The sequence below is a fragment of the Leifsonia sp. Y862 genome (assembly GCF_057669585.1).
This window is the reverse complement of sequence record NZ_JBYHFR010000001.1, coordinates 1,849,498-1,862,753: the sequence shown is the minus strand read 5'-3', so window position 1 is coordinate 1,862,753 and position 13,256 is coordinate 1,849,498. Positions and strand designations below refer to the sequence as shown.

The window sequence follows — 13,256 nt, the reverse complement described above, 5'->3', positions numbered from 1 at the left end:
GGAGCGGGATTCACGAACACCTCCGTTCGAACAAGAAAGCAGCACTATAGTGACGCGCACCTACACCCCCAAGGCAAGTGAAGTCCAGCACGATTGGGTCGTCATCGACGCCACCGACATCGTTCTTGGCCGTCTCGCCAGCCACGCAGCCGTTCTCCTCCGCGGAAAGCACAAGGCAACGTTCTCTCCCCACATGGACATGGGAGACTTCGTCATCATCATCAACGCCGAGAAGATTGCCCTGACCGGCAAGAAGCTTGACCAGAAGATCGCCTACCGCCACTCCGGTTACCCGGGCGGACTGTCGGCACAGAACTACTCCGAGATGCTCGAGAAGCACCCGACTCGTGCAGTTGAGAAGGCGATTCGCGGCATGCTGCCGAAGAACTCGCTCGGCCGTGCGCAGCTGTTGAAGCTCAAGGTCTACGAAGGCGCAGAGCACCCGCACGCTGCACAGCAGCCGAAGCCGTACACCCTCGGCCAGGTCGCGCAGTAGCGTCGGCCCCCAGACTTCTCGACTCTAAGAAAAAGGATTCACACCATCGTGGCGAAGATCGCAGACCAGATTGACGCGGCTCCGGAGAGCTACTCGACAGAGACTCCCGTTGAAGCTGTAACCAAGGCGCCCCGCGCCGCACTCACCGTCCCCGGCGCAGCCGTTGGCCGTCGCAAGCAGGCTATCGCCCGCGTGCGTCTCGTTCCCGGTTCGGGCACCATCACGGTGAACGGCCGCGACATCGCGGACTACTTCCCGAACAAGCTGCACCAGCAGCTGATCAACGACCCGTTCAAGGTCCTCGACCTCATGGGCGGCTACGACGTCATCGCACGTATCTCCGGTGGTGGCCCCTCTGGCCAGGCCGGCGCACTGCGTCTCGGCATCGCTCGCTCGCTGAACCAGATCGACGAAGAGAACAACCGCGCGATCCTGAAGAAGAACGGCTTCCTGAGCCGTGACGCTCGTGTCAAGGAGCGCAAGAAGGCTGGTCTCAAGAAGGCCCGCAAGGCTCCTCAGTTCTCCAAGCGCTAACCAGCAAGTCGACTCAAGCAAACACACGTGCCTCGACTTTTTGGTACCGACGGTGTTCGGGGCCTGGCCAACCGTGATCTCACGGCTGGCCTGGCCCTGGGCCTCGCCCAAGCAAGCGCTGTCGTCCTGACCCAGGGACGACGTGCAGAACAACGACGCGCAGAAGGCCGCAGGCCGGTTGCCGTCGTCGCCAGGGATCCCCGGATCTCCGGCGAATTCATTTCATCCGCCGTTGCAGCAGGCCTCGCCAGCTCCGGTGTTGATGTGCTCGACGCTGGTGTCATCCCCACGCCCGCTGCCGCGTTCCTGATCTCAGACATCGGCGCGGACTTCGGCGTGATGGTATCCGCCTCGCACAACCCTGCTCCCGACAACGGGATCAAATTCTTCGCCTTTGGCGGCACCAAACTTCCTGACGACGTCGAAGACCGCATCGAAGCGCATCTCGACGAAGACAAGCTGACCCCCGTGGGCGGCGATGTCGGTCGTATCCGTCGGTTCGCCGACGCCGAAGACCGTTACATCATTCACTTGCTCTCCACGCTGCCGCATCGCCTGGACGGCATTCACGTCGTCCTCGACTGCGCCCATGGCGCCGCGTCCGGCATTTCCCCCCAGGTGTTCACCGACGCAGGCGCGAAGATCACGCTGATCGGCGCTGACCCTGACGGCATCAACATCAACGACGGTGTCGGCTCAACGCACCTCGACAACCTCGCACGGGCTGTCCTCGCGCACGGTGCCGATGTCGGAATCGCCCACGACGGCGACGCTGACCGGTGCCTCGCGGTCGACGCTGAGGGCAACATCGTCGACGGCGACCAGATCATGGCGATCCTCGCGGTCTCCATGGCAGAGCGCGGCGTGCTGGCTGACCGCACCCTCGTCGCCACCGTGATGAGCAACCTCGGCCTTCGCAAGGCCATGGCAGCCAACGACATCAAGGTGATCGAGACCAAGGTGGGCGACCGCTACGTGCTCGAAGAGCTGAACGCCGGCGGATACTCACTGGGCGGCGAGCAGTCCGGCCACGTGATCATGACCAAGTACGCCACGACAGGCGACGGAATCCTGACCGGACTTCACCTGGTGGCAGAGATGGCCAGAACGAAGAAGACGCTGGCCGAACTGGCATCCGTCATGACGGTCTTCCCGCAGATTCTCGTCAACGTGCGCGGTGTCAACCACCACGCACTGGCCCAGAACGACACCATCGCGCAGGCCGTACTCGAGGCCACGATCGAACTCGGCGACACTGGACGGGTGCTGCTGCGCCCCTCGGGCACCGAGCCGATGGTTCGCGTCATGGTCGAGGCAGCGAATCAACCGACTGCTGATCGCCTGGCTCACCAGCTGGCGGATGTCGTCAGCGCACAGCTCGCTCTCTAACAGCGCTGGCGTTTGTGTCCACCCCTCCGTTGGTCGAGGAGGCCGCCAGGCCGTCTCGAGACCTGGTTTCGAGACGCGGCCTCGTTCCTCGGGCGCTCCTCAACCAGCGAGCCCGCTAAACCTTGCGGAGCAACACCGTCGACACGGCGTGATTCGACCCCTTGCGCAGCACGAGTGTCGCCCGTGAGCGGGTAGGCCGGACGTTCTGCAGCAGGTTCGGCTCGTTGATGCTCGACCAAATGGAGCGGGCGCGTGCCCGAGCCTGCTCTTCGTCGAGCGTGGCGTAGCGGTGGAAATAGGAGTTCGGGTTGCTGAACGCACCGCGCTGCAGCTTGAGGAAGCGTTCTTCGTACCACCTGGCGATGTCCGCCGTGCGGGCGTCCACGTAGATGGTGAAGTCAAACAGGTCACTGACCGACAGGCCATGGCCCTTGGCGGGCGGCTGCAGTACGTTCAGCCCTTCGACGATCAGGATGTCGGGCTGCCGCACCACAATCTGCGCATCGGGAACGATGTCGTAGCTGAGGTGCGAGTAGAACGGTGCCCGTACTTCTTCTGCACCGCTCTTCACTGCGCTGACGAAGCGCAACAGTGCTCGCCTGTCGTACGACTCTGGAAAGCCCTTACGGTCCATCAGCCCGCGGCGCTCGAGTTCAGCGTTCGGAAAGAGGAAACCGTCTGTGGTGACCAGCTCGACGCGGGGCGTGTCTTCCCACCGGGCGAGCAGCTCACGGAGCAGGCGGGCAATCGTCGACTTGCCGACGGCAACCGACCCTGCGACGCCGATCACGAATGGTGTGCGCTTGGCGCGTTCCCCCAGGAAGTCGCTCGTCGCCCTGTGCAGCTGGCTGGCGCCGGCCGCGTACAGGTTGAGGAGTCTCGAGAGGGGGAGGTAGACATCCGTCACCTCGCTCAGCTCGAGAGGCTCTCCAATACCGCGCAATTGCACGATCTCTGTCTCACGCAGTGGGAGGGGCATCGTGGGGCCGAGGACGGCCCATGCGGCTCGATCGAGCTCCACGAATGGGGTGCTGTGACCATTGAATCCATGGCTCATCAGCGACTCGGGCATTTTCCCAAGCTTAGTCGGACTAAAATCGTCCCCATGTGCGGAATTGTGGGATATGTCGGAGACAACAAGAGCGTCGAAGTACTCATGGGAGGGCTGCGTCGCCTCGAATATCGCGGATACGACTCCGCAGGGATCGCGGTGATCGATGACGCGGGCACGCTGAACACGGTCAAGCGCGCCGGAAAGCTTGCCATGCTCTCGCAGGAGCTTGAACTGCACCCCATCAACAACGGCAGCACCGGCATCGGCCACACCCGCTGGGCGACGCACGGCGGTCCAACAGACCGCAACGCCCACCCGCACCTGGGTGACAACGGCCGCCTCGCCCTGATCCACAACGGGATCATCGAAAACTTCGCTCCGTTGAAAGACGAGCTGCTCGCGGAGGGCTTCACCTTCGAGAGCGAGACAGACACCGAGGTCGCCGCAGTGCTCCTCGGCCGTGAGTACCAGCGCGTCGGTGACCTGGCTGAGGCATTCCGCGCCGTGGTCTCTCGCCTCGACGGTGCATTCACCCTGCTCGCCGTGCACCAGGACTCCCCAGGCCTCGTCGTCGGCGCCCGCCGCAACTCCCCGCTCGTGATCGGGCTGGGTGATGGTGAGAACTTCCTCGGCTCAGACGTCGCCGCCTTCGTCGAATACACTCGTCGCGCCATGGCCATCGGCCAGGACCAGATCGTCCAGATCACAGCGGATGCCGTCACGGTAACCGACTTCGACGGTAACGCCGTCGAGACCGAAGAATTCGACATCGCCTGGGACGCCTCCGCGTCTGAGAAGGGCGGCTGGTCGAGCTTCATGGCCAAGGAAGTCTCCGAGCAGCCGGACGCCGTTGCGAACACACTGCGCGGCCGCATCGTGGACGGCGTCGTCGTCGTTCCAGAACTCGTCGAATTTGGCGACGACGTGCTCGCCGGCATCAAGCGCATCGTCATCATCGCCTGCGGTACAGCGGCGTACGCAGGCCAGACGGCCAAGTACGCCATCGAGAAGTGGGCGAAGGTGCCCGTCGACGTGGAGCTCAGCCACGAATTCCGCTACCGCGACCCCGTACTCACCGCCGACACGCTGGTGATCTCCATCAGCCAGTCCGGCGAGACCATGGACACGCTGATGGCCGTCAAGTACGCCCGCGAAGCCGGCGCAAAGGCCGTCTCGATCTGCAACACGCAGGGTTCGACGATTCCGCGCGAGTCAGACGCCGTCGTATACACACACGCCGGGCCTGAGGTCGCCGTGGCATCCACCAAGGCGTTCGTCGCCCAGATCGCCGCCCTCTACCTCTTCGCCCTGCACCTGGCGCGCGTGCGCGGCACGCTGAGCCATGCAGAGCTCGCCGAGCAGACCGCTGAACTGTTGGCGATCCCGGAGAAGATCGAGACCACGCTCGGGCAGGCCGAAGCGGTCAGCCAGCTGGCCAAGTGGATGTCAGACACCAGGGCTGTGCTGTTCCTCGGCCGTCACGTCGGGTTCCCGATCGCACTTGAGGGCGCGCTCAAGCTCAAGGAGCTGGCCTACATCCACGCAGAAGGCTTCGCCGCTGGTGAGCTCAAGCACGGCCCCATTGCGCTGATCGAGCCCGGCCAGCCGGTGTTCGTCGTCGTGCCGAGCCCGCGCGGGTCTGCCCACCTGCACCCCAAGGTGGTCTCGAACATCCAGGAGATCCGCGCCAGGGGCGCTCGCATCATCGCGATCGCCGAGCAGGGGGATGCCGCAGTGCTTCCCTTCGCCGACACGGTGCTGCACATTCCACTGGCCGCGCCGTTGTTCGAGCCGCTGCTCGCCGTCGTGCCGCTGCAGATCTTCGCGATGGAACTGGCCACGGCCAAGGGACTCGACGTCGACCAGCCGCGCAACCTCGCGAAATCCGTCACCGTCGAATAGCCAGACGATGATCAAGGGCATTGGCGTCGACATCGTCGACCTCGCCCGCTTCGCACGTCAGGTTGAGCGGACGCCGGGACTCATCCCTCGTCTGTTCACCGAGAGCGAACGCACGCTTCCCGTGCATTCGCTCGCTGCGCGATTCGCGGCGAAGGAAGCGCTGATCAAGGCGATGGGGGACAGCGCAGGCGTCACCTGGCACGAGCTGGAAGTGATCAGTGGTGCCGGCGGCAACCCGGAGTTCAGGCTGCAGGGTAAGGCGCTAGATGCGCTGACCGTCCGCGGGATCACCAGCGTTCATCTCAGCATGACCCACGATGCAGGCGTTGCCTGCGCATTCGTCGTCGCGGAGGGCGACTCATGAGTAGTTTCAGAGAAGCAGTCATCGACCTCACTGCGATAGCAGCGAACGTCACGCGGCTGCGCACGCTGGCCGGCACGCCACACACCATGGCTGTCGTCAAGGCCAACGCATACGGGCACGGCGCCATCCCCGTCGCACAGACCGCGCTGGCGGCGGGAGCAGACTGGCTGGGGGTCGCCGACATCGCGGAGGGCCTCGCGCTGCGTGACGGCGGCATCCACGCCCCGATCCTGGCCTGGCTGCACGACCCTCTGACCGACTGGACGCCGGCCATCCTGGCCGACATCGACCTGGGGGCATCCTCCAGCGCGCAGTTGCAGGGCATTGCTCGTGCAGCCGACGCGCATGGCCGTACCGCGAACGTGCAGATCAAACTGGAGACCGGCCTCAGCCGGAACGGCGTCTCAGAGGGCGACTGGCCAGAGACATTCGCGACTGCTGCCCTGCTCGAAGCGGCAGGCAGCATCCGTGTGCGTGGAATCTTCAGTCATCTCTCGAACGCGTCAGTCGCCGACGACGCCGCAGCAATCGCCTGCTTCGACCGCGGCTTGGCCGAGGCAGCCAGTGCAGGGCTGACGCCAACGCTGGTGCACCTGGCTTCAACCGCCGCCGCCATCCGGCTCCCGGCTGCCCGCTACTCGATGGTGCGCATCGGCATCGGGCTGTACGGGTTGTCGCCGTTCGACGATGCCACCTCTGCCGACCTCGGGCTCATCCCTGCCATGACCCTCCGCACCAGGGTGGCCGCTGTGCGCCGCGTTGAGCCAGGAACCGGCGTCTCCTACGACTACACGTGGCGTGCGCCAGAAGAGGTCACCCTGGCGCTCGTTCCGCTCGGCTACGCAGACGGCATCCCGCGGCAGGCGTCAGGCCGGGCACCGGTGACGATCAACGGGAAGACCTACCAGGTCGCCGGCCGCATCGCGATGGACCAGTTCGTCGTCAGCGTCGGTCAAGACCCCGTCAGCGTCGGCGACGAGGCCGTGCTCTTCGGCGACCCGGCAACGGGCGTGCCGAGTGCGACAGACTGGGCGGATGCCGCTGGCACCGTGAATTACGAGATCGTCACGCGAATCGGCAATCGGGTCGCCCGCAGCTACCTGCCGGTGGTCGACCGATGACCCCGTCATCCAGCCCTGAGCAGTCATCCAGCGCTGAGCAGTCATCCCACGCTGCGACGAGGGTCATCCCCGACGCGGATGCCATGCATGACTTCGGCCGCGAGATGGCCGACATCCTGCGGGCTGGCGACCTCATCGTGCTCACTGGCCCCCTCGGCGCAGGGAAGACCACGTTCACCAGGGGGTTGGGCGAGGCCCTCGCGGTGCGCGGTGCCGTGACCAGCCCGACGTTCGTGCTCGCGCGCACTCACCCGAGCACGATCGGCGGCCCGCCGCTGGTGCACGTCGACGCCTACCGGCTCACCAGCGCGGTTGAACTCGACGACCTCGACATTGACTTCGCCCGTTCCATCGTGGTGGTGGAGTGGGGTCGCGGCATGCTCGATGGCATCACAGACTCCTGGCTCGACATTGAGATCGAGAGGCCAGTGGGCGCTTCACAAGCGGAGGCACAGCCCGCCGAGTCGGCAGCGGATGCCGATGAGCTGGGCCTCGACCTCGACGAACCTCGCACCGTCACCATCAGGGCATACGGGCCTCGATGGGCAGACGCGAGCTGGGCATAGGCTTAACCAGTGCTTCTCGCCATTGATACCTCAGCAGGAACCAGCGTTGCCGTCGTCGACCGCGAGGCTGGGGTGATCGCTGAACGCGGCATCCCAGACACCATGCGGCACGCCGAAGTGATCGGCGACCTCATCGAACAGTGCCTGGCAGAGGCCGGCGTCGCCGTCTCTGCGTTGTCCGGTGTCGTCGCCGGCATGGGACCTGGGCCGTTCACCGGTCTCAGGGTCGGCATCGCCGCCGCGCGTGTGTTCGCCCTCGGGTCAGGCAAGCCGCTCGTTCCGATCGTGAGTCACGACGCCATTGCCTATGGGCGCTACCGCGCAGGGGAGGCTGGTCCGTTGCTCGTTGTCACCGACGCCCGCCGCAAAGAGGTCTACTGGTCTGCATACAGCGGCAGCGACGACGCCGGGCTGCCGGTGCGTGTAGACGGTCCGAGCCTGTCCAAACCTGCCGAGCTCCTCGAAGCGAACTTCGTTCACGCCGGCATGCCCCGCTTCGATGCCGCGGTGATCTCCGCCGGTGACCTCGGCATGGTCGCCGAATTGACGTTTGCCAACGGGCGACCGTTCGCGGCCGACGAACCGTTGTACCTGCGATCGCCCGACGTCACGCTCTCCGCTGGCCCGAAACGGGTGAGCTGAGTGAGTTGGCAGCTGCGCCGTGCCCACCCGGCCGACGTTGACGGCATCATGCTGCTGGAGACGAGCATCTTCGAGAACGACGCCTGGTCGCCGACGATGATGGCCAGGGACGTCGCTGACCCTGCCTGCTACTACCTGGTCGCCGTCGATCCGGACGAAGCGGTTCCCGATGACCAGAAGCGCATCGTGGCATACGCCGGACTGCTGGCCCCGAGGGGCGCGCAGGAGGGCGACATCCAGACCATCGCGGTGCACGAGGACGCCAGGGGCCATGGCCTTGGCCGGGTGCTCATGCAGAGCCTCATCACTGAGGCCCGAAAACGGGGTGCGCGAGAGATCTTCCTCGAGGTGCGCGCTGACAATCCAACCGCCCAGGGACTCTACGACCGGTTGGGCTTCGAGGCAGTCGGCACCCGCCGCGGCTACTACCAGCCGGACAACGTCGATGCGGTCGTCATGCGACTCCACATCGTCGAACCAACGGCGACACTTGCAGCAGAGGCATGAAATCAATGAGTGACACCGAACAACTGAATCGCACCAATCCGCTGGTGCTCGGCATTGAGACGTCGTGTGACGAGACCGGCATCGGCATCGTGCGGGGAACGACGCTGCTGTCTAACACGATTGCGTCGTCGATGGCAGAGCATGCGCGCTATGGGGGAGTGGTGCCTGAAGTTGCGGCCAGGGCGCATCTCGACGAGCTCGTCCCCTCCATCAACGCTGCGCTCGCCGAAGCCCGGATCAGCCTCGCTGACATCGACGCTATCGCTGTCACCAGTGGTCCCGGACTCGCTGGTGCACTCATGGTCGGCGTTGGCGCGGCCAAGGCGCTCGCCGTCTCACTCGGCAAGCCGATCTATGCGGTCAACCACCTGGTCGGTCACGTGGGCGCAGACGTCCTCAGGGTGACGGACGCAGGGGCAGCAGGCTCAGCGGACGCCGACCCCACGGATGCCGACCACGCGGTGGCCGACACCGAGCCGCTGGCGTACCCGACCATCGCGCTGCTGGTCTCTGGTGGCCACACGTCCCTGTTGCTCGTGCGCGACCTCGTGTCAGACGTCGTGTTGCTTGGGGAGACCATCGACGACGCGGCAGGGGAGGCGTTCGACAAGGTCGCGCGGGTTCTCGGACTACCGTATCCGGGCGGACCGCAGATCGACAGGGTCGCCGCAGACGGCAACCCCAAGGCAATCCGCTTTCCCCGCGGACTCAGCCTCCCCAAGGACATGGCCAAGCACCGCTACGATTTCTCGTTCTCCGGGCTGAAGACCGCCGTCGCCCGGTGGGTCGAACAGCGCCAGGATGCCGGCGAGCCGGTGCCGGTGGCCGATGTCGCTGCCAGTTTCCGGGAAGCCGTCGTTGACGTGCTGCTCACCAAGGCGGTCGCTGCCTGCAACGACTATGGCGTTCCGCGTCTACTGCTCGGTGGCGGTGTCGTCGCCAACGCCAGGCTGCGCGCGGTGGCAGTGGAACGCACGCGGGCGGCAGGAATCGCACTGCGCATTCCCCCGCTGTTGCTGTGCACAGACAACGGCGCGATGATTGCCGCTCTCGGCGCGCAGTTGATCATGGCCGGCCACGAACCGTCGACACTGGAATTCGGCGCGGATTCGACGCTTCCCGTCACCCAGATTCAGGTGTAGCGGCGCATTCTTCCCGTTCAGCGCGGACTGAGACTATCCTGATTGAGGGGATAACCAGCCGAAATGGTTGAATGACACCTGATTGACTCTCGGGTGTCACGCTGGCACCGCGAATGCCCGGCTTTCGGAAGGAGCCACGACATGACTGACCCGAATCGTCCTGCCACAACCCCACCATCCGCACCTGGATACCAGCAAGGTGCGCCTAGCCAGCCGTACGGTCAGCCCTACGCCCAGCCATACGGGCAGCCGGCATACGGTGAGCAGGTACCGCAGAACAAGTACAACGCGCTCGCCATCGTCTCTCTGGTGTCCGCCTTCTTCATCTCGCTCGTCGCGGTGATCACCGGCCACATCGCCTTGAGCCAGATCAAGCGCACCGGCGAACTCGGTCGCGGTCTCGCGATCGCGGGACTGGTGCTCGGCTACCTCGGGATTCTTGCCACCATCGTGGGAATCATCCTTGTGTTTGCATTCCTGCCATATATGGCCAGCATGTACCCAGGCACGTTCAACCCGGACAACCTTTACACCAACTAGCGCAGTGTGCGGTCGCGCCTGCTTGTCCGGCGTCGACCGCGATCAGCGTGTTGAAAGGACGACACCATCATGAGCGACCCACAGAACCCTGACGCTCCGCGCGTCCCAGAGGTGCCCGACGTCCCAGACGTGCCCGACGTGCCAGACGTTCCCCAGGTTCCGGACATTCCGGGGCCGGATGCGCCGCAGGTTCCCGACATTCCCAACCCGCTGGACGACAGGCCAACTGCGGCATCCGCTGCCGCTGCAGATCCCCGCGCGGCAGCGAACGCATCTTCCACGCCGTCCGAACCGTCTGCACCATCCGGCTCATCGACACCGCAGTCCGGCTCGCCATACGGCGGCCCGGCCGCACCACCCTCATACGGTGCTCCGACTCCGCCGCCGCCAGGATACGGTGCACCAGGCTACGGCGCACCGGGTGCCGCTCCATACGGGACACCCGCCGCCAAGCAGCCGGTGCTCAGCATCATCTCGCTGATCGCCGGAATCGTCGGCCTGCTCGGCTTTCCCGTCGTCTTCCTGCCGATCATCGGCGGCATCCTCGGCCTGATCATTCCCGCCGCCGCCGTCGTGCTCGGCTTCCTCGGCAGGTCAAAGGAGCCGCGGGCCAAGGCCATGTGGCTGACCGGAATCATCACCGGATTCGTAGGCCTGGCGATCGCCGTGATCAGCATCATCGGTTGGGCCATCGTCATCGCGACGATTCCCCCCGGTGGCTACCGGTACTATAACTAGCCGGCCAGTGTGGCCGTAGTTTCGATGGTGGGCGCCAGAACTCGGGGAGCCCTCCTGCGTTACGCGAGCGCCGCCTCGTGCGTGCGTTGTGCTTAAACCCGGAGGTCGCGTCAATGAACGGGCAACAGAGCGAGTCTGGGGCGCCCAGGGATGAGTTCAGTCTGGATCTCACCCGTCCTCCAGCGCCGGTTGAAGGTCAGCTCGATTACGAATCGACGGTGACGGCCCCCACCGAATGGGTGCCGTACGTCTACACGAACTCGGAGATCCAGGCGCTCACCGAGCGACGACAGCTCTCGAACGCGTCCGTCGTCTGTGGCGTGCTCGGCCTGGTGATCGCGGTGTTCGGCATGTGGGGCATCCTGGTCTCACTCGCTGCCATCATCCTCGCGCTCATCGGGCGGCGCACTGAGCGGATGGCCGGGCGAACCTGGCTGCTCGGTTTGGTCGCCGGCATCGTTGGCGTCGTCGTTGCAGCGGGCTGGATCGTGCTGATCATCGCCGTCTTCCCCGGCCGCGTGTAGCCGCGGCCCTGCCCTGCACTGCCGTGAGCCGCGCCTCGGTCTATACCGAGCTGGCCACCCGTTCCACCAGCAAGGCAACGCGCTTTCCAGCACGCCTCGTCATGATCAGCGTGGCTGAGGCGCTTCCGGTTGGCTTCAGCCGCACCCGCAGGGCAGCCGGGTCAAGGTCGACGCCGCGCTTCTTGATTTCGATGGTGCCGATATCGCGGGCTTTGAGTGCCTGCTTGAGCTTCTTTTCGTCGAACGGCAACTCGTCGATGACGCGGAATGCCGTGGCGAACGGTGATTCGATCAGGGTGTCAGACGTGAAGTAGGCGATCCCATCGCTCACCATGCCGGCGTCAGCGGATCGGGCCAGGTCTCCGATGAGCCTGGCGCGAATGACCGCGCCATCCGGCTCGTAAATGTACTGGCCCAATTCGGCGACATCCACGTCGTCTGCGTCGGCATCCGCTGTCATCTCCGCAACGCCGCCAGGCGTGAGGATGAGCGCGGAACGTCGGATGCCCTCCCTGGCCAGTACGCCGAACCACAGCCCCATTTCAACGAGCTGCCCGTCGACCGAGATCCACTGCGCTTCTGCCTCAGCTGGAATCAGGTCGCGATCGTGGCCTGGTCCGAGCTTGACGCCGATGGGGAGGGTTTTCGCGAGGCCGAACACGTAGTCGAGGGAGGGCGAGTAGTCCTCCGGTCTCGTCAGGCGAGACGTGTTCTTGTGGCCGGAGGTGCGCCTGGCCGGATCGAACCAGGCAGCGTCGAATCCGGTGAGGTCGAACGTCTCAGCGTCAGCGTGCTCGACGTGGGCCTGCGGGAACGGCGCCAGGTTGAAACTCGCGACGGTCGCTGTCACTTCGTCGGCGTCGACGGCGGTCACCGCGATGTCCATGGCAGCCATCGCCATCGCGTCGCCCCCGATTCCGCACCCGAGGTCGGCGACTCGATGGAGGCCCGCCCCTGCGAATCGGCCGGCGTGCAGTGCGGCAACGCGCAACCGGGTGGCCTGCTCGAGACCGGCTTCGGTGAACAGCATGCGCTGCGCGAACTCGCCGAACTTGCCCTGCGCCTTCGCGCGCAATTTGGATTGAGTGAGGACGGCTGCGACGAGCCCAGGGGAGTGCCCTGCCTTGCGCAGGTCGGCGACCAGGCGTACGACATCTGCGCTGGATTCGAAGGGGGGAAGTGAGTCAAGAAGACGCAGGCCCTCTGGTGATAACAGCTCGACGAGCTCTGAGCGATCCATTACGTCACGGTAGCACCGATGTCGGTGCCGCCATTGTCTGGCACTCACATTGCGTGAGTGCCAGATGCGCCCTAAACTCGAATTAGCACTCTCGACGTGAGTCTGCCAACCCTTATGTCTTAGTTAAGAAAGAGGTCAACCGTGTCGGTCTCCATCAAGCCGCTCGAGGATCGCATCGTCATCAAGCAGGTCGAGGCAGAGCAGACTACTGCTTCAGGTCTTGTCATTCCTGACACTGCCAAGGAGAAGCCCCAGGAGGGTGAAGTCGTTGCAGTAGGCCCCGGCCGCATTGACGACAACGGCAACCGCATCCCGCTCGACGTCGCTGTCGGCGACAAGGTCATCTACTCCAAGTACGGCGGAACCGAGGTCAAGTTCGGTGGGGAAGACCTGCTGGTCCTCTCGGCACGCGACGTCCTCGCAGTGGTCGTTCGATAGTTTCTCGCTTTTCTGGTCGGGCCCCTGATGCACAGCATCGGGGGCCCGACTTTTTTGTG

At 64.9% G+C, this 13,256-nt stretch carries 16 protein-coding genes; 14 read left to right on the top strand and 2 right to left on the bottom strand.

Annotated features, from left to right (window positions below; all coding sequences use genetic code 11):
- The first annotated feature begins 49 nt into the window (after positions 1 to 49).
- The 3 genes from rplM to glmM are packed head-to-tail and all read left to right on the top strand — an operon-like array spanning position 50 to position 2,419.
- The gene (gene rplM, locus AC25Z0_RS08805) at positions 50 to 496 is read left to right on the top strand and encodes a 50S ribosomal protein L13 (RefSeq protein ID WP_488120614.1); all 447 of its coding nucleotides are present in this window, start codon (positions 50 to 52) and stop codon (positions 494 to 496) included.
- Positions 497 to 544: 48 nt separating this feature from the next.
- A complete protein-coding gene (gene rpsI / locus AC25Z0_RS08800; RefSeq protein ID WP_488120615.1) occupies positions 545 to 1,030 on the top strand; it encodes a 30S ribosomal protein S9 in 486 nt (161 codons plus the stop codon).
- A gap of 27 nt (positions 1,031 to 1,057) precedes the next feature.
- Entirely contained in the window at positions 1,058 to 2,419 is a 1,362-nt protein-coding gene (gene glmM, locus AC25Z0_RS08795) for a phosphoglucosamine mutase (RefSeq protein ID WP_488120616.1), read from the top strand.
- A gap of 115 nt (positions 2,420 to 2,534) precedes the next feature.
- Here the strand turns inward: glmM and coaA are convergent, their stop codons facing one another.
- A complete protein-coding gene (gene coaA, locus AC25Z0_RS08790) occupies positions 2,535 to 3,491 on the bottom strand; it encodes a type I pantothenate kinase (protein WP_488120617.1) in 957 nt (318 codons plus the stop codon).
- Between the two features lie 33 nt (positions 3,492 to 3,524).
- On the opposite strand from coaA, the gene glmS reads away from it, so the two are divergent.
- The 10 genes from glmS (at position 3,525) to AC25Z0_RS08740 (ending at position 11,519) form a co-directional block, all read left to right on the top strand.
- Positions 3,525 to 5,375 (top strand): glutamine--fructose-6-phosphate transaminase (isomerizing), encoded by a 1,851-nt coding sequence (glmS, locus tag AC25Z0_RS08785; RefSeq protein ID WP_488120618.1) that lies wholly within the window; start codon positions 3,525 to 3,527, stop codon positions 5,373 to 5,375.
- A gap of 7 nt (positions 5,376 to 5,382) precedes the next feature.
- The gene (locus AC25Z0_RS08780) at positions 5,383 to 5,739 is read left to right on the top strand and encodes a holo-ACP synthase (RefSeq protein WP_488120619.1); all 357 of its coding nucleotides are present in this window, start codon (positions 5,383 to 5,385) and stop codon (positions 5,737 to 5,739) included.
- Entirely contained in the window at positions 5,736 to 6,860 is a 1,125-nt protein-coding gene (gene alr / locus AC25Z0_RS08775; RefSeq protein WP_488132922.1) for an alanine racemase, read from the top strand. Before AC25Z0_RS08780 ends, alr begins: the two co-directional genes overlap by 4 nt.
- Positions 6,857 to 7,426 carry a tRNA (adenosine(37)-N6)-threonylcarbamoyltransferase complex ATPase subunit type 1 TsaE gene (tsaE, locus tag AC25Z0_RS08770; protein ID WP_488132921.1) on the top strand — a complete coding sequence of 190 codons (570 nt, stop codon included), beginning with the start codon at positions 6,857 to 6,859 and terminating at the stop codon, positions 7,424 to 7,426. The genes alr and tsaE overlap by 4 nt, the downstream gene beginning before the upstream one ends.
- Positions 7,427 to 7,435: 9 nt before the next feature.
- Complete coding sequence (tsaB, locus tag AC25Z0_RS08765) at positions 7,436 to 8,068, top strand: tRNA (adenosine(37)-N6)-threonylcarbamoyltransferase complex dimerization subunit type 1 TsaB (protein WP_488132920.1); 633 nt, start codon at positions 7,436 to 7,438, stop codon at positions 8,066 to 8,068.
- Positions 8,069 to 8,575, top strand: a complete 507-nt coding sequence (rimI, locus tag AC25Z0_RS08760) for a ribosomal protein S18-alanine N-acetyltransferase (protein ID WP_488132919.1) — start codon at positions 8,069 to 8,071, stop codon at positions 8,573 to 8,575.
- A 5-nt stretch (positions 8,576 to 8,580) separates the two neighbouring features.
- Complete coding sequence (tsaD, locus tag AC25Z0_RS08755; RefSeq protein WP_488132918.1) at positions 8,581 to 9,717, top strand: tRNA (adenosine(37)-N6)-threonylcarbamoyltransferase complex transferase subunit TsaD; 1,137 nt, start codon at positions 8,581 to 8,583, stop codon at positions 9,715 to 9,717.
- A 141-nt stretch (positions 9,718 to 9,858) separates the two neighbouring features.
- On the top strand, positions 9,859 to 10,257 hold the full coding sequence (locus AC25Z0_RS08750) for a DUF4190 domain-containing protein (protein ID WP_488120625.1): 399 nt from the start codon (positions 9,859 to 9,861) through the stop codon (positions 10,255 to 10,257).
- Positions 10,258 to 10,326: 69 nt separating this feature from the next.
- Complete coding sequence (locus AC25Z0_RS08745) at positions 10,327 to 10,995, top strand: DUF4190 domain-containing protein (RefSeq protein WP_488132917.1); 669 nt, start codon at positions 10,327 to 10,329, stop codon at positions 10,993 to 10,995.
- A gap of 113 nt (positions 10,996 to 11,108) precedes the next feature.
- Entirely contained in the window at positions 11,109 to 11,519 is a 411-nt protein-coding gene (locus AC25Z0_RS08740; RefSeq protein ID WP_488132916.1) for a hypothetical protein, read from the top strand.
- Between the two features lie 40 nt (positions 11,520 to 11,559).
- Here the strand turns inward: AC25Z0_RS08740 and AC25Z0_RS08735 are convergent, their stop codons facing one another.
- Positions 11,560 to 12,759 carry a class I SAM-dependent methyltransferase gene (locus AC25Z0_RS08735; RefSeq protein ID WP_488132915.1) on the bottom strand — a complete coding sequence of 400 codons (1,200 nt, stop codon included), beginning with the start codon at positions 12,757 to 12,759 and terminating at the stop codon, positions 11,560 to 11,562.
- A 141-nt stretch (positions 12,760 to 12,900) separates the two neighbouring features.
- Between AC25Z0_RS08735 and groES the strand changes: the two genes are divergently transcribed.
- Entirely contained in the window at positions 12,901 to 13,197 is a 297-nt protein-coding gene (gene groES / locus AC25Z0_RS08730; protein WP_021763071.1) for a co-chaperone GroES, read from the top strand.
- The last annotated feature ends 59 nt before the right edge of the window (positions 13,198 to 13,256 follow it).